The 17,295-nt window shown below is 37.5% G+C and carries 12 protein-coding genes; 4 read left to right on the top strand and 8 right to left on the bottom strand.

Features of this window, described 5'->3' with window-relative positions:
- Positions 1–24: 24 nt before the first annotated feature.
- The 6 genes from JK629_RS15080 to JK629_RS15055 form a co-directional block, all read right to left on the bottom strand.
- Positions 25–1,395 carry a T9SS type A sorting domain-containing protein gene (locus JK629_RS15080; RefSeq protein ID WP_202336425.1) on the bottom strand — a complete coding sequence of 457 codons (1,371 nt, stop codon included), beginning with the start codon at positions 1,393–1,395 and terminating at the stop codon, positions 25–27.
- Positions 1,396–1,406: 11 nt separating this feature from the next.
- Positions 1,407–3,842 (bottom strand): T9SS type A sorting domain-containing protein, encoded by a 2,436-nt coding sequence (locus JK629_RS15075; protein ID WP_202336424.1) that lies wholly within the window; start codon positions 3,840–3,842, stop codon positions 1,407–1,409.
- 61 nt (positions 3,843–3,903) lie between these two features.
- The gene (locus tag JK629_RS15070) at positions 3,904–5,136 is read right to left on the bottom strand and encodes a M48 family metallopeptidase (RefSeq protein WP_202336423.1); all 1,233 of its coding nucleotides are present in this window, start codon (positions 5,134–5,136) and stop codon (positions 3,904–3,906) included.
- Between the two features lie 47 nt (positions 5,137–5,183).
- Positions 5,184–5,987, bottom strand: a complete 804-nt coding sequence (locus JK629_RS15065) for a TrmH family RNA methyltransferase (protein ID WP_202336422.1) — start codon at positions 5,985–5,987, stop codon at positions 5,184–5,186.
- Between the two features lie 14 nt (positions 5,988–6,001).
- A complete protein-coding gene (locus tag JK629_RS15060) occupies positions 6,002–6,637 on the bottom strand; it encodes a hypothetical protein (RefSeq protein ID WP_202336421.1) in 636 nt (211 codons plus the stop codon).
- The gene (locus tag JK629_RS15055) at positions 6,621–7,304 is read right to left on the bottom strand and encodes a carboxypeptidase-like regulatory domain-containing protein (RefSeq protein ID WP_202336420.1); all 684 of its coding nucleotides are present in this window, start codon (positions 7,302–7,304) and stop codon (positions 6,621–6,623) included. The genes JK629_RS15060 and JK629_RS15055 overlap by 17 nt, the downstream gene beginning before the upstream one ends.
- Positions 7,305–7,423: 119 nt before the next feature.
- Here JK629_RS15055 and JK629_RS15050 point away from each other — a divergent pair, with 119 nt between their 5' ends.
- From JK629_RS15050 to JK629_RS15040, 3 genes are all read left to right on the top strand, one after another.
- Positions 7,424–9,469, top strand: coding sequence for a T9SS type A sorting domain-containing protein (locus tag JK629_RS15050; protein ID WP_202336419.1), 2,046 nt, complete (start codon positions 7,424–7,426; stop codon positions 9,467–9,469).
- A 102-nt stretch (positions 9,470–9,571) separates the two neighbouring features.
- Positions 9,572–12,478 (top strand): T9SS type A sorting domain-containing protein, encoded by a 2,907-nt coding sequence (locus tag JK629_RS15045; RefSeq protein WP_202336418.1) that lies wholly within the window; start codon positions 9,572–9,574, stop codon positions 12,476–12,478.
- A 110-nt stretch (positions 12,479–12,588) separates the two neighbouring features.
- A complete protein-coding gene (locus tag JK629_RS15040; protein ID WP_202336417.1) occupies positions 12,589–13,440 on the top strand; it encodes a DUF6503 family protein in 852 nt (283 codons plus the stop codon).
- Positions 13,441–13,467: 27 nt separating this feature from the next.
- On the opposite strand, the gene JK629_RS15035 is transcribed toward JK629_RS15040, so the two are convergent.
- Entirely contained in the window at positions 13,468–14,535 is a 1,068-nt protein-coding gene (locus tag JK629_RS15035; protein WP_202336416.1) for a DUF3810 domain-containing protein, read from the bottom strand.
- 89 nt (positions 14,536–14,624) lie between these two features.
- Between JK629_RS15035 and JK629_RS15030 the strand changes: the two genes are divergently transcribed.
- Complete coding sequence (locus tag JK629_RS15030; RefSeq protein ID WP_202338076.1) at positions 14,625–16,076, top strand: aminoacyl-histidine dipeptidase; 1,452 nt, start codon at positions 14,625–14,627, stop codon at positions 16,074–16,076.
- Between the two features lie 112 nt (positions 16,077–16,188).
- Here the strand turns inward: JK629_RS15030 and JK629_RS15025 are convergent, their stop codons facing one another.
- Positions 16,189–17,295, bottom strand: a complete 1,107-nt coding sequence (locus tag JK629_RS15025) for a peptidylprolyl isomerase (RefSeq protein ID WP_202336415.1) — start codon at positions 17,293–17,295, stop codon at positions 16,189–16,191.

Genomic DNA, 17,295 nt, shown 5'->3' with positions numbered 1-17,295 from the left:
AATTACCTTGAAAGATACTTCAATTTATTTTTTTACCACTTTTTTAGTTTCTGTTTGTCCGTTTTTATCATTGATTTTAATGAAGTAGATTCCTTCGCATAAGGTTGAAATATCCACTTGATTTTTTTCTTCCGAAGTGAAAAGTAGTTGGCCTAGGTTGTTGTAAACGGTTATTTCAGTAATTGAGGTTGTAGATTTTATGTATAGCAAACCGTTTGTTGGGTTGGGGTAGATGGTGAAAAGGTTAGTTGTGTTTTCTTCGGTGCCGAGTGGGCCGCGGTTTTCGAACCAGATTATTTGATCGTCTTCAAAAACAATATTTACATAAATTCCGGCCGCAACATCCATTTTGTTATCTCCGTTAAAATCATCAACTATAATGGATACAGGGCTAAATTCATCTGAATAAAAAACTTGAGGGGCGTTGAAATTTCCTGCGCCATCATTCTCCAGTAATATAAGATCACCATCAAAATAGAGTGAAGCAAAAAGATCTATGTCCCCATCACTGTCGATATCTGCAGCATGCATTTTGTATGCTAGAGATATATCTTCAACAATGATAATAGGTTGACCGAAATTGCCTTGCCCATCGGTATTTTCATACCACGCTATGTATTCGCTATCTGAAATGGAAGCAGCATCTAAATCGCCATCATTGTCAAAGTCTGCTAAAACCACAGTATTGGTCCAAAAAGCTTCAACAGTTATTACCAGCTCGGGTCCAAAAGTACCTTGCCCGTCTATATTTTCATACCAAGCAACCATATTTCTTGGCCAGTCTGCCATAATTACATCCATATCGCCATCTCCGTCAATATCACCCACTTGGAGGGATTCTGTATATGCTTCCTCCGAAATTATTTTTTCTGGGGCGAAGGTGCCTAACCCATCCAAGTTTTCCAACCAACTGATCTTGAAATTTCCACCCGCAACAATGTCGATATCGCCGTCTCCATCCATATCTTTTACATCCACTGTTTGCACATAGGTAAAACTACCTGCAAGTCTTAGGGGGCCGAAATTCCCCAGCCCGTCCAAATTTTCGAACCACGCAATTTTATGATCGTTGTTTGAAATTGCAATGAGATCCAGATCATTATCGTTATCTATATCGGCGATGGATAGACCCATTGGATAGTCCATTGTAGCGGAGATAAAAATTGGTTCGGAAAAATTGCCCTGGCCGTCCAGATTTTTGAACCAAACAACTCTGTCGCCTTTTGTGGATGTAGCGAACAAATCTTTGTCTCCATCACTATCAATGTCTGCGGAAGTTAAAGCATACGGGCCATCTACTTCAGGATTTGAATCTACAATGATATGCGGTTCTACATCTATTTGGGCATATGTGTTTATAGAGAATAATGCGAGAAGGAGTAATATTTGTTTCATCTTTTAAAGATCTAATTTTTAATCACTTTTTTAGTTTCTGTTTGTCCGTTTTCACCTTTTATTTTTACGAAATAAATTCCCTTGCTTAAAATTGAAATATCTACTTGATTCTTCTTTTGTGAAATGAAAAGCAGTTGCCCGAGGTTGTTATAAACGGTTATTTCGGAAAGCGGTGTAGCGGATTTAATATTTAAAAAACCGTTTGTTGGGTTTGGGTAGATGCTGAAAAGGTTAGTTGTGTTTTCTTCGGTGCCGAGTGGGCCGCGGTTTTCGAACCAGATTATTTCGTCTAAGGAATATGACGATGCTAGTACGTCCATTTTTCCGTCGTCGTTAAAATCATCTGCAAATACACAAGTTGTATTGTCAACTTGGGAGGAGACTATTTGTTCTGAACCAAAATTCCCACTACCAAGATTTTCATGCCAAAAGACCGTATTGCTAGAAAAAGAAGCTGTAAGTACATCCATATCTCCATCTGCATCTAAATCTTTAGCATAGACTTCATAGGCGCCCTCTGTATTATTATTTATAACTCTCAATGGGCCAAAAGTACCTTGGTTATCTAAATTTTCAAACCAAATTACGGAATGGTCGCCGAATGAGGAAGCAAGGACGTCCTGATCGCCGTCATTATCCATATCTTTTATATCCACGGAAAATGAACCACTTATTTCTGTTGAAATTGTTTGTTGTGCTCCAAAGTTACCTCCCCCGTTATTTTTATGCCAAAATAGGACATCATTACACCAGTCTGCTGCAACTAAATCTAAAAGTCCATCACTGTCAATATCTGCAGCTCTAACAGATTCTATACACATGCCTGTGGTATTAATAACTTGGGTTGGGCTAAAATTTCCTTGGCTATCAACGTTTTCATACCATAAGAGTCCAAAATCACCACCTGAAACAATATCAATATCACCATCATTATCTACATCCATAGGATAGGTTACGTAAGGAGATGAAATAAGCGGACTAAAAATATGAGCTGTGAAAGAGGTGCCCTGCCCATCCATATTTTCAAACCACGCTACTGTGTTATTATAATATGATTGAGAAACTACATCCATGTCTCCATCGCCATCAATGTCTGCCGCGTCAATAGAGATTGGATAATTCAATTGTAAAGAAATGGTTTTTGGTGAAGAAAAGTTTCCTATACCATCCATATTTTCTAACCAAGATATTTTGTCATCACCACTGGATGCACAAATTACATCCTTATCGCCATCACCATCCATATCAATAGACATAACTGTATATGGTCTGTTGGTACCGTTAATTTCCACCACAACATTTTGAGTACCAAAATTTCCTTGTCCATCAGTATTTATGTAATAGGCTATTTTGTCATCTGTAGCAGAGGCGGAAATTAAATCTAAATCGCCATCGCTATCCAAATCTGCCAAGTTCATTTCCCTAAGATATTCTGTTTGGTTTGTTATTTGTTGTTTTGGTCCGAAATTACCAAGGCCATCCAGATTTTTGTACCAATAAATTATTCCTTGGGCATCGGATCCTGATATTACGTCTAAATAGCCATCATTATCCACATCTGCAGAAGTGACCAAAAATTGACCTTGTACATCAGCACTTACAAAACGCTGTGGACCAAAATTGCCCTGTCCGTTTAAATTTTCATACCAAACTAATTTTTGGTCGAATAATAGGGAAGTGGCAAGAACGTCTTTATCTCCATCGCCATCAATATCTGCCGCCGAAACCCCTCTTGGACGTTGCACATTTGTTGAGATAACTTGTATTGAGCCAAAATCTCCTTGACCATTGATATTCTTGAACCAAGAAACATTATCATTTGTATAGTCTGAGACCAAAATATCCATATCGCCATCGCTATCAAGATCTTCCACATAAATATTATTATAGCTAGCTGAATTGTTTGCGATAATGTGCTCAACAGAAAAAGTACCTTGCCCATCCATATTTTCAAACCATGCAATTGAATTGGTTGAGCTAGAATTTGCAGTTATATCCAAATCGCCGTCGCCGTCCATATCTGCTGCTTGAATTTCTCTGGCTTGTGTATCTGGAGCGCTAACAGTTTGCGGAGTTCCAAAATTTCCTTGACCGTCTACGTTTTCATACCAAAAGATACCATAATAGGTAGCATTAACTAAATCTATATCACCATCATTATCAATATCTATAGCAATTACTTGGTTGGTTCTAATTGCGTTTTCTGTAATTATTTGTTGTGCTCCGAAACTTCCATTTGTATTTTTATACCAAGCTAATTTAGAGTCGTTTATGGAAGAAGATATCATATCCATATCGCCATCACCATCAAGGTCGGCGGCATAGACTGATGTCGGATTGTTTGTTCCGCCTGTATCGTCCACAGTAATATGCGCTTCAAAATCTATTTGGGCGTTAATTGAAAAAGATAAGAATAGTGTTGATAGGAATAGTAGTTTTGTTTTCATTGGAATTTTTTTAACAGTGCGCAAAGTAGCTTTTTCCTACAATATATTAAAATGATAAAAATCATTTCTTCAAATTCCGAAAGCGCTGTAAAAGTGTAGGGTGTGAGTAATGTGCAAACACATACAACGGATGTGGGGTGAGGTTGCTAAGGTTGTTTTTCGAGAGTTTTTTAAGGCCTGAAATTAAGGGAAGTGCAGCGTAAGTATGTTTGGCAAAATTATCTGCTTGGTATTCAAATTTTCTACTTAAGTAATTCATCAACAAACTTGTGATGCCCGAAATTGGGCTATAAAGTACGCCGAAGGCTATCAATCCAATATGGAATGAGGGTTGCGAAATATTTAATGCTTCAGAAAGCAGCGGATTTCCTATAAAAAGCGATAACAGCCAAAGCGTAAAACCTGTGGTAACGACAGCTGCGAAAAGGTTGATGATAATATGGTTCCGTTTGTAATGGCCTACCTCGTGAGCAAGGACGGCCACTATTTCTTCTTCGTTTAAATCTTTTATTAGCGTATCATACAACGTGACGCGCTTTTCACTGCCAAAACCAGAGAAATACGCATTGGCCTTTGTACTGCGTTTGCTTCCGTCGATTATAAAAATTTTATCTAGTGTGAAACCTACTTTTGAAGCATAAGTTTCTATTTGTGAACGAAGCGACCCTTCCTCCAACGGGGTTTGTTTGTTGAAAAGCGGAACAATCAATCTCGCGTAAAACAGGTTCATTAATATGGTGAAAACCGTGATTATTCCCCACGCGTAGAGCCAAAAGTCTTTGCCCGTGCTTTGGTAAAACCAAATAATGGCACCCAAAAGAATTCCGCCAATTACGGCTCCCATTGCCCATCCTTTTAGTTTGTCAAGGAAAAAAGTTTTACGTGTGGTTTTATTAAAACCGTATTTCTCTTCAATAACAAAAGTGCTGTAATAGCTGAAGGGCGTGCTCAGGATGTCGCTTGCAATCATTATGGTTCCGAAGAAAACTAAGGCGATTATAATTTCATTGCTTGATACGGAACGCGCAAAACTATCTACAAAGGCAAAGCCATCAAAAAAGAAGAATAGGAGGGTAGCGATGAGCGAAATTGCTGAAGTAAGTATTCCGAATTTGTAACGTTCCTTTTTGTAGCGTTGCGATTTCTTGTATTCTTCCTCATCAAAAACATCCTGTAATTCTGCGGGAAGTGGGTCGTTAAAGTGTTTTGCATTGAGGAAATCTAATATTTGGTCAATCACAAAGCTGATGACCAAGATTGCTATAATTATAAAGAAAAGAGTTTCCGGTTTCAAGTTTCTGGTTTCAAGTTACTACTGCAAACTGCGACTGCAACTGAATACTAAAATCCACGCTGGCGCTTTGCCTCAAATATAAGGATTCCCCCGGCTACGGAAACATTCATACTGTCTATTTCGCCCTGCATGGGGATGATGATGTTTTGGGTGCTGTTTTGTAACCATTCCTCGGAAAGTCCCGTGGCTTCGGTGCCAACTACTATTGCAGTGCTTCTTGTAAAATCACAAGTGTCGTACGAAACGGAAGCTTGCAATGCGGCACAGTAAATATTAATATTATTTTCTTTTAAAAATGAAATGATTTCCGAAGTGCTTCCCACTGCAATTTTATTGGTAAACAAACACCCCACACTACTGCGGATAATGTTTGGGTTAAACATATCGGTCTTTGGATTGGCAATGATTACGGCATTTACTTTTGCTGCATCTGCCGTACGAAGTAGCGCGCCAATATTACCAGGCTTTTCAAAGGCTTCGGCTACTAAAATTAAAGGGTTTTTGGTTGCTAGATGTAGGTCGGCAAGTTCTAAGGCTTTAGAATGTGCTATAGCCAAAACGCCTTCCGTTGAACTTCGGTATGCGAGCTTTTCGTAAATATCAGAAGCGATTTCAATGAATTCGGCTTCACTGTTTGAAGTTTCTTTCAGTATAAAAACTTCTTCCTCTGAAATAATATCAGGACAAAAAAGTACGGTTTTCAAAAGATAGCCCCCTTTTATTGCTAATGAAATTTCGCGCAGCCCTTCAATTACAAAAAGTTGCGTTTTGCGGCGTTCGCGCGATTTTTCTTGTAATAGCGCAATCTGTTTTATCAGCGGGTTATGAAAACTTGTGATGCTTTTGTACATCCTACAAAGATACGTTACTGAAACTTATATCCGCTGCCCAAATTAATGCGAAGCCCGAAACTAATGTTGAAGTAATTTACCCCGCCAAAGGAATCTTCGAGTTCGGAAGGAACATCAATATTCATAAAATCATGGCGCAATTCGGGTGCCATAAAAATACCCAAATAGGTATTTAATCTATAACTTACTTCTGGGCTAAACCAAAGAGCGGTAGCTGTATCGTTGAACTTGTCGCCCAGACCTCTGTTTGCATACACAGAATAGCCAACTCCCGCACCAATTGAAACATCAAAATTGCTGATATAGAAATCATAACCAACTACCCCGCCAATTAGTATGTTTGTAGTACTTTCATAATTGCCCAACGAAACTTGGTCGGTAACAGAGCCTTTAAAAAAGCTGAGGTAGGGCCCTACAAAAAAGGTTTTATAGGTATTTACTTTTAAAGCAATTTTTCCGCCACCTTTCAGGTCCATTCCGTTATTAACAAAGTTGTCTCCAAAAGCAATAGGAAAATATGCCCCGATAATTACATTGCCCACTTTATGCCCGTTTTCCTCAATTTCGGTTTCTTCCGAATGGGTTTCCTGTGCAAAAGTGGTAGTTGAAATAAATAGGACTATAAGAAAGAATCTAATATTCGAATACATAATTTGTATCTAAGTTGGTTAAGGGAATTTCAATGGTTTGCACAGGTTCAAAGTTTAGGGAATATTCCAAAAGGACTGTAGTTCTTAAAATACTTTCAATGGAGACTGTTGTGTTTTCTGAAATTGGGCTCAGGTTTCCTTCACGTATAGCGGCAAGATCACAATTGTCAGGCGAATTGGCTACATTTAAAGGAAGCTCGCAGTTGGCAGGGGTATACTTTATTGTATAACTCAGAGTATTTTCATCACCTAACAAATTATTGAAAGTGAGATTAAGTTCTGCCTTATCCCCAAGAATTATTGTCCCCAAATCATATAAAAGTCTATCGTTGTGAACCGATGACCGATATGCAAGGCTAGAATAATCGTAATCCACATTTAAGGAAAAGTAGGGATCTATATTAATGAAAACATCCAAAGGGTCAAATTCCTCATCTAAAGAAATAAGTCGAAAATTTCCGGATGCATCACTTTGGGTTTGCCCCAATGGATCGCTATTAGCACTCGTTACAATAATAATATCGGGCAACGGATTGCCTTCTTTGTCCACAATTTTCCCTTTTACCAAAATGCGGCGGTTGTTATCAATGTCCACATCATCTCCCAGGCATGCCGTAAATAAAACCATAATTGCTAAAAGCAAAAGTTTGAATAGGGTCTGTTTCATTTGTTTTTTTAAAGACAAGATTAGGGAAAAATTGACAATGAATCAAATAGTAAGCGCAAAAGTTAAATTTTTCTTAATGCTTTGGAATGTTTTTATATCTTGCGGAAAAAAAATTATTGATGAAAAACTTACTTCTACCATTGGTCTTTGGTCTTTTTTCCTTTTCGTTTTTTGCACAACAGATTCAGCAATTCCGTCAATTAAACGGTCGGTACGATTATATTGCTGTTGGAAATACGCTCAATGAAGGTGAGAATAATAATGGTGGAGGATTTTGCACAATTCTAACCGAAAGCAGTGCAAATTTAACTTTATTGCCTAGCCAAACCTTGGTTTCCGCAATGTTATATTGGTCTGGTTCTGCAGCGGGCGATTTTGATGTAAAATTGAATGGAATTGATGTTTCTGCACAGAGAACATTTTCGCATGTGAATAACGGTTTGCCTTACTTCGCAGCTTATGCTGATGTTACATCTATTGTAGAGGCTCATGGCAATGGAACTTATACATTTTCTGATATGGATATTTCTGGCACTTTACCCACTTATTGCGGCACCAATTACGGCGGGTGGTCTATTATTGTTGTGTTTGAAGATCCCGCATTATTGTTGAATCAAATTGCTGTTTTTGACGGTTTGGAATCTGTTTCAATCAACAACACTACGCTAAATATAATTCTTAACAATATAGATATATCAAGTGATCTATTGGCAAAAATTGGCTTTTTAGCGTGGGAAGGCGATGCGGCAATAGCAAATGGTGAAAGTTTGTTTATCAATAATGTGCTAATTGATAATCCTCCACTAAATCCAGGAATAAATGCTTTTAATAGCACGAACAGTTACACAAATTCCAACCAACTGTTTAATATGGATATGGATTATTATGATTTAATTGGAATTGTTCAGCCTGGCGATACCAGTATGGCTATACAACTTAGCTCGCAACAGGATTTTATAATGATAAACAATATAATAACCGTTGTAAATTCTGAATTGCCCGACCCAACCATTGTAATAGATGGCGCCACAGCTTTTCCACAACAAGACCAGATACAGATAACCTACACGGTAAGTAACGTAAACAGCACAGCTATCTTACCTTCTGGCGTGCCCATCACTTTTTATGCAGATGGTGTTGAGTTTGGAACAGTACAAACCAATCAAATTGTACCAATAGGTGGAACAATTAGTGAAGTTGCGACCATAGCACTTCCAATTGGAACACCATCAAATTTTTCTTTAAAGGCTACTATTAATGCCGATGGATCTATTTCTGAAACAGACGGCACTAACAATGATTTTGAAATTTTAATCTCAGTATCTCCAATTGTTGTTAACCAAAACCCCGATGCCTTAGTAGTTTGCGATACCGACAATGATGGTTTTACAAGTTTTCAATTACATCAAGCAGATTCAGATATAGCATTGGGCGATCCAAGCCTAACCATTACATACCATTCGTCAGCTACAGATGCCGAAAACAACCTGAATGTGCTTTCCGATCCTTATATTAATGATAGTCCTTTTTTTGATGAGGTTTTCGCCAGAGTCGTGAATTCTGATGAAAGCAGTTTTGCAGTTGTAACACTTCCTTTGGTAATAAATAACTATCCGGAAATAGCCCAGCCCAATGATATTTTCATAGATGAAGGTGATGGCGATGGTTTTGCAATTTTTAACCTTACACTAAATAACGCCGTAATGCTTGCGGGGTTAGACCCTTCAGAACATATTGTTTCTTATTTCTCAACTGAACTGGATTTGCAGAATAATATTCTAATTCTCGATCCCTCAAACTATATAAACTTTATAAATCCGCAAACTATTTTTGTGAAAGTGGAAAATGTAGAGACAAATTGCTTTACTGAAACTTCTTTTGAAATTGAAACAGATGAAATCCTTTCGATGAATTCTTTTGCCTTTGATGATTTAAATATTTACCCCAACCCAACGTATAAAACCATTACCGTTCAATCATCGCAAATGGTTTCGGAAACAACAATTTCATTGTATGACATTCAAGGTAAAGTATTGCTAACGGAAAAAATAATTCCGCAGAACGGAATGTTGACGATGAATGTTTCTTCGTTAGAAAACGGTGTTTATTTCGTTAAGATTTCTTCGGAAGAGAATAATGTTATAAAGAAATTGATAAAAAATTAAACAGAGTTAAAACATACTTAGGAGAGCTTCGATCTTTATAAATTTAGTTTTAATATTATCTTAAAATTTCAAAAATTATTTTTTTAATTCAAATAATAACAAATGAAAAATTTATTACTTATTATAGTATTTGTCTTTATAAACAATTTACTGTTTGCTCAATTAACTCATTCCGATCGTAATATTTTGGAAGATTTGCGACCAGAGGATGTAGTAGCATTCTCGGATTTTAATAATGACGGGTTTAATGATGTAGTCAAAATTACTTCAGATAATGATTTAGACTGTTTTTTTGGCAATAAAAAGTTAGTATGGGCAAATAATGATGGTAAAGGTGCTTTTGAAACCGATCATTTAATTAAGGAATATGTAAACACTAGCGAATATGTAAATTCAAAAATATTCCAAATTAATACAGCTGATTATGACAATGATGGAGATGTAGATATTACTGTTTCAATTGAATACGACACTCCAGATCCTAATGCTCCCTCATTTATCTTGCAACGATATGTTATTGAGTTCTTTCGTAACAATGGGGATGGAACGTTTCAAATGAGTACTGAAATTTTCCGTTCGAATACCATTGTAAATGGAACTGTTGCAATTGATATGTTGTCGTTCGATTTTGAAAATGATGGGGATATAGATATAGCCTTTATGTATTTGGGAAGGATATATCAATTAAAACATATTTATAATGGTAATTTTTCTGCGCCGACATTTAGTGTCATAAGTTCTCAAGTGAATTATAGTGATTTAAAAGCAGTTGATATAAATAGTGATGGTTTTAAAGATTTTTTTGCGGTCTCCAATCGCAATATTAGCACCGGAGAAGTTAAAATTCTCGTGATTCCCAATGATAATGGTATTATAGATTATTCTGCAAACTCATATAAATTTACTTCAGTTTCACAAAGCGTACTATATTCGGTAATAGATGTTGATGGGGATGATAGGCCTGATATAATTACCTATGGCGCTAATCCCGATCCCCAAATAGGTTATGAATACTATCACAATAATGGTTCTTTAGGAATGACAGATCACTTTGATGCCAAGCAGCCTTTGCCTATTGCCAATCTTCCAATCCAAAGTTCTGTTAAATTTAAAACCGGCGACTTTGATGGCGATGGTGATGATGACATAATTCATATAGGCAGCGAGAGCAGTCTGATTGAAAATGATAATGGAAGTTTGGTTGCACATCTCCTGTCTTTTAATCCATTTCTGGGAAATGAAATTATGGAATGCATTGATATAAACACAGATGGTAAAATCGATATCTTAAGTAAACATTCAACTTGGCATTCAAACAATATATTATGGAGTACATTGGATGATAATGGAGAAATTATCCTAGGTGATATAATTGTAGCTTGGGGAAGGGATGCAATGGTTATTGATGAGTATTATTTTTTAATTAAAGATGTTGATAGTGACGGCGATAATGATATGGTGTTGCGAAGCGGTTCTTTCTACTTACTGTACCAAAACATGGGAAATGGTGCTTTTTTGAACCCAAAGTTATTTTCAAAGAAAACATTTGTATATAATCAAAATTTTCAAGTGGCAGATTTTGATGGAAATGGAATTATGGATCTCATAAAACCGATTAGTTCCTCCCAAACAGCAATTTATTACCGATTTACGGATGGCAGTGAAACAGTTCAAATTCTGGATAAACCGTCAAATTATATCACCGTGCAGGATTATGAAGGAGATGGAGATATCGATATTCTTTCATTGGGTCTTATAAATGATGGTGCGGGAAATTTTACAGATGAAGGTTATTTTGGTAATTTTAGTTCACAGGGCTTTGTTTATGAAGATTTAAATAATGATGGTATTTTGGATTATTTTACCCTCAACAATAATGAACTAAAAGTGTACTCAAGTATTGACATATATAACTATATCAATCAAACCATTATTTCAGGACCAAATGTATATTACGTGAAATTTTTAGATTATGATATGAATGGGCTTAAAGATATACTCTTCACTACACGCTTACAATATCCATCCCGAAATGTTTTAATGATAAGTTATAACCTTGGCACTAATTCTTTCTCTCCAGCCCAAGAAATCTTTGTGTTAAACTCTAACTTCAATTTACCTAAAACCTATTTTAAGGATATTGACTATAATGGCTATATCGATGTGGTACTTCAAACCTACAATAGCGCTGTTACCTATTTTTTACAAGACTCAGATGGGACATTTGGAAATGAAGAAACATTAATTGACGACGAGCTATTTTGTTATATAGAACGCGATTATGTACTCGATATGATTTTTGCTGATATGGATGGCGATGGTGTTGACGATTATATAATTAACGGTACTTTGGATATTTCATGGTTGAATAATAATTTTAATGTGGACATAATAACTCTGGATTATGATCAAGATGGAATTACTAATCTTGAAGAAGATTTGAACGGCAATAGTAATCTGGCAGACGATGATACTGACGGAGATGGAATTCCTAATTACTACGATTCTGATGACGATGGCGACACCGTGCAAACAATTGATGAAACAACCGGAATAGGTGCTGGCGTTGCACCTAGCTATGTTTATATAGACACCGATGGCGACACCATTGAAAATTATCTGGACAATGACGATGATGGTGATGGAACATTGACAATTGATGAAGATTACAACAACAACGGAAACCCAATTGACGATGATACAAACACAAATGGCATTCCTGATTTTCTAGATGAAGAGGTTTTTCTTTCGATGAATTCTTTTGCCTTTGATGATTTAAATATTTATCCAAACCCAACGTCTGAAACGATTACAGTCCAATCATCACAAATGGTTTCGGAAACAACAATTTCATTGTATGACATTCAAGGTAAAGTATTGCTAACGGAAAAAATAATTCCGCAGAACGGAATGTTGACGATGAATGTTTCTTCGTTAGAAAACGGTGTTTATTTCGTTAAGATTTCTTCCGAAGGAAATTCAGTTGTAAAAAAGCTTTTGAAGAATTAAGCTTACGGCATAGAGCCTACTGCTGAAGGCTTAAAAATCATAAACCTTTCTAAAAAGCTTCTCCGCCACGGGAAGCTTTTTTACTTTTAAACAACTAAAAACCAATTACTATGAAAAAAATAATTCTCTTGGTTATCTTTTTAGCATCACTTTCCGCTTGTAAGAACGATAAAAAAAATACGGGCGAAGATCCGCGGGTGGCAGGCACCGAGTTTGACACAACGGGAGTGGAAGCCCAAGGAGGCGATCCAAAGAATACCCAAACAAATACCGAGAAAACCTATCCCGCAACATTGCAAACCGTATTTGCCGCCCACGGTGGTCTGGATCTTTGGAAAAAGATGAACAACCTTTGTTTTGAAATGAAAGGAAAAAATGGCGATGAAACCCACACCGTATCCTTGCCAAACCGCAAAACAAAAATTGAATCCAAAGATTGGTCCATAGGTTATGACGGAAAAGGGGTGTGGTTGCTGAAACACGATTTGGGCTATAAAGGCAATCCGGTTTTTTACCACAATTTGATGTTCTATTTCTATGCAATGCCTTTTATTATTTCAGACCCAGGTACAAATTATGAAGCTGTAGCTCCAACCGAACTTGATGGCAAATTGTATAATGGTTTAAAAGTTTCCTATGACAAGGGCGTGGGCGATTCACCTGAAGATGAGTACATACTATATTTTGAGCCAGATACCAATAAAATGGTCTGGCTGGCATATACCGTAACCTTTAAAGACCAAAAGAAGAGTGATGATTGGCATCATTATATTAAATATGACAAATGGCAAGATGTAAATGGGTTGTTATTACCTGAAAAGCTTACGTGGTGGAACGTAGAAAACGGGAAACCCAAAGGGGAAAAGATGGATATAAAATTTGATAAGGTAACAGCAACTGAAACCATGCTTGACGCTGAGGTTTTTGCAAAACCTGCTGAAGCTGAATATGTAAAAAAATAGAAATTGAATCTCGCTATTAAATTCAAATTACAGCGGCTTATCCTCAAAATAATTAACGACCAAAGCCACCATATAATCATAACTCATGATTCCGCGGCTTTGGTTGTTTGCTTTTAGAAAGTTATCCCAAAACATTTTTGAGAAATTTTCAAAGGGGTTTTGGTAGCTTTCCCAAAAATCGCGCATTTCTTTATAGCTTTCCAAAATGCCTGGATTTATTTGAGTTAAAAGTTCTTCATATTTAGCTTCATCGCGCCGCGCCACTTCATTTATCAAATACCGAAGTGTAAAAATATAGCCCGCGTATTGTATATATGGGTCATCATTATGCAGCGTGGAAAGCGTAGCTATAAAATTGGCTTCGTTTTCTGCAGCATAGCCTATTTGGTGGGCTTCCTCGTGACAGGCTACTACCGGAAACTTATAGGTTTTCATCAGATTGTTAACCTGTGCTTCGCCCGAGAAAGGATTTAAATAACCGCTATAGCCCATATAGGTAAGCCCCAAACTCCAACCACTTTTTTTGATGCTTCGAGGCGAATAGGCAAGTTGCGGAAACTCTTTTTCTAAGTTTTTATAGCCGTTTAAGGTCTTCTTGAACATTTCCTTTTGCGTGTAGGGCAATTCAATCTTTAGACTATCGGCAAAACCAAGTTGGCGATGCATGGTGTTGCTTTTTTCTATAAACCGATTGGTGGTTTCCAATAATTGTTCTGGGGTATAATCACTTTCCAATTGCAGGGACTTGTGCAGGGGAAGTCTATAGTAGTTGAATCCCCATAGCACGTGAAACATAAAATATACAACTGAAACTGCTCCCAAAATCTCTACGGCAAAACCCACTTGATCATTCTTAAGGCGTTTCACATTTTTATAAAGCCACCTGATGGCTACAATGGCAATGAGCAGATAAAACAAATCGCCTATAGAAAAGGGGATCCAACCAAAAATGTAACGCGAAATTTTTGAAATCCATGGATATATCCCGAGACTGTAATATTTCTCAACAAATTCTGGGAAAAACTTTAAAACCTGAAGTGCTATTATCTGCACAAACAGGAAAATGGTGAGGAAAGCTGAGGTCCGTTTTACCATAATCCAAACATACGAAGGAAATCTTTCACCGCATAATTTTTATAGCAGATGAAAAAAGGTAATTTTGTGTTCCTAAAATTTTAAAAATGATGAACGAAGCGATAAGAAATTTAAAACCCAAAGCCCTTTGGAACAAATTTGCCGATCTGAACGCCGTACCGCGCCCTTCAAAAAAGGAGGAACGTGTTATTGCGTTTATGAAAGATTTCGGAAAAAGTCTCGGCTTGAAAACCCTAGAGGACGAAGTGGGCAACGTGATAATCCGCAAACCCGCAACCAAGGGAATGGAAGACCGAAAAATGGTCGTCCTGCAAAGCCACTTAGATATGGTTCACCAAAAAAACAACGATACCGATTTTAATTTCGACACACAAGGAATTGAAATGTATGTTGATGGAGACTGGGTTCGTGCTAAGGGAACTACCCTTGGCGCCGACAACGGCTTGGGGGTAGCCACGATCATGGCGATTCTTGAAAGTAGTGAAATTGAGCATCCTGCAATTGAAGCGCTATTTACAATAGACGAAGAAACCGGAATGACTGGTGCAAAAGGGTTAAAAGGAGGTTTGCTGAAAGGCGACATTCTTTTGAACCTTGATACCGAAGAAGATGACGAAATAGGCGTGGGCTGTGCCGGAGGCGTTGATGTTACTGCAACAGGAACTTACACTTCAACAGATGCGCCAGAAAATTCGACCACTTTTACTATTAAAGTGAAAGGATTGAATGGGGGCCATAGCGGTATGGACATTATAAAAGGTTTGGGCAACGCCAACAAGCTGATGAACCGCTTGCTTTTTGCAACAAAAGATTTTATGCAATTGGTAAAACTTGAAGGCGGAAGTCTTCGCAACGCCATTCCTCGGGAAAGTGTGGCGCAGATCGTGGTTTCTTCTGAAAAAGAATTTTTTGCTGGTTTTGAAAAAATAAAAGCAGCAATCATTTCAGAATACAAAAGCTTGGAACCCAATCTTTCCATAACTGTTGAAAAAAGCAACGAGACTTTCTCTCAAGCGATGAGCCAAAATGATCAAAAAATATTTTTAAACGCTATGAATGCTGCCCACAACGGTGTTTATAGAATGAGCCCGGATATCGCCGATTTGGTGGAAACTTCAAACAATATCGCGAAAGTTTCAGCAGAAAATGGAACTATTAAAATTGAATGTTTAACACGTAGCTCTGTGGAATCTTCCAAAGAAGCATTAGCTAACGCTTTGACATCTGTTTTTGAACTTGCGGGCTACAATGTAAAACTTGCTGGCGATTACCCTGGCTGGGCGCCAAATATGGAAAGTCCTATTTTAAAGGTTTTGGACGATCTTTACCAAAAGATGAATGGTGAAAAGGCACATGTGGCTGCTTGCCACGCTGGTTTGGAATGTGGTATTCTAGGTCAGAATTATCCCGACATGGATATGATTTCCTTTGGGCCAACCATTAAAGGCGCGCATTCTCCTGATGAACGCGCAAGCATCTCATCTGCGCAAAAATATTGGGAGTTTGTACTTGAAATCTTGAGAAATATTCCGAAGAAATAAAAAAGTGCCAAAAGCCAAGAATCAAGATTGATTGTCAACTGTGCGTTGATTAAAAAAAAGAGGAACCAATTTTAAACCTGGTTCCTCTTTTTGCATTTATAATATTTTAGATTTATTGTGCTAAATCAACTATTTCAAGGTTGAAGATCAATTCAGAGTCTGGAGGAATTACCCCTGGAATTCCTCTCTTGCCGTATGCTAAATGGGCTGGTATAAAAATGGTTGCCTTGTCGCCAACTTTCATATTTAAAAGTCCTTCACGGAAACCTGGGATTAATTTTGCCTCAGAGCTATAATCTGTTGGTACCGGTACATATTGCCCCGCTGCTTTGCGCATATCATCAACCATTTCAAACTTTTCGGCATTTTCAAGAATGTTTGAGTCAAACATATGTCCATCGGCAAGATAACCAGCATAGTTCATCAATATTTTGTCGCCTTCTTTAGGCTGTGGGCCTTCTCCTTTTTCGTTGAAATAAATTTTAACTCCGGAGGGAAGTGAATCTGCTTTAGCTTTTATTGCATTAAGCTCTTCAGCTTGTTTTGCAGCTACTTTGTTAATTCGCTCCTCTTTCTCTTTCTTTTCTTTTTCAAGTTTTGCCATTTCCTCAGTGAAATACGGAACTTTTACATTTCCCTTATTTATAATATTCACAGTCTGGATTGTAACTGGTTCTTTTGGTGTGTCACCGGGTTTTTCGGTTTCAACATTTCCGATGGAGTCAACCACTTCCTGGCCAATTACGATTTCGCCAAAAACAGTATGGCGCCCATCCAACCACGGTGTATCTTTCAATGTTATGAAAAATTGGCTTCCGTTGGTGCCAGGGCCAGAATTTGCCATGGCCAAAAGTCCTTTTTTGTTGAAGCGAATGGTGTCGGTAATTTCATCTGGAAATGCATAGCCCGGGCTGCCTGTGCCGTCACCTTTTGGGTCACCTCCCTGAATCATAAAATCCTTGATGACACGGTGAAAGGTAAGGCCGTCATAAAAACGTTTTCCTTTGTAGATAGAATCTACCATCCCGTTGGTACCTTCGGCAAGAGCCACAAAATTTGAAACGGTAAGGGGCGCGCTTTCATTTTTCAACTTCGCAACAAAAGTTCCCTTGTTTGTAATGAATTCGGCATAAACACCATCTTTAAGTTCAGGATATTTTTCCTGGCATGATGCAAACGCAAGCGTAAGAAATAAGAATAGAAATGTTAATTTTTTCAT

The organism is Aequorivita iocasae (assembly GCF_016757735.1).
Classification (GTDB): Bacteria; Bacteroidota; Bacteroidia; order Flavobacteriales; family Flavobacteriaceae; genus Aequorivita; species Aequorivita iocasae.
Note: the sequence above shows the minus strand (reverse complement) of the source record. Positions and strands in the feature narration are given on the sequence as shown.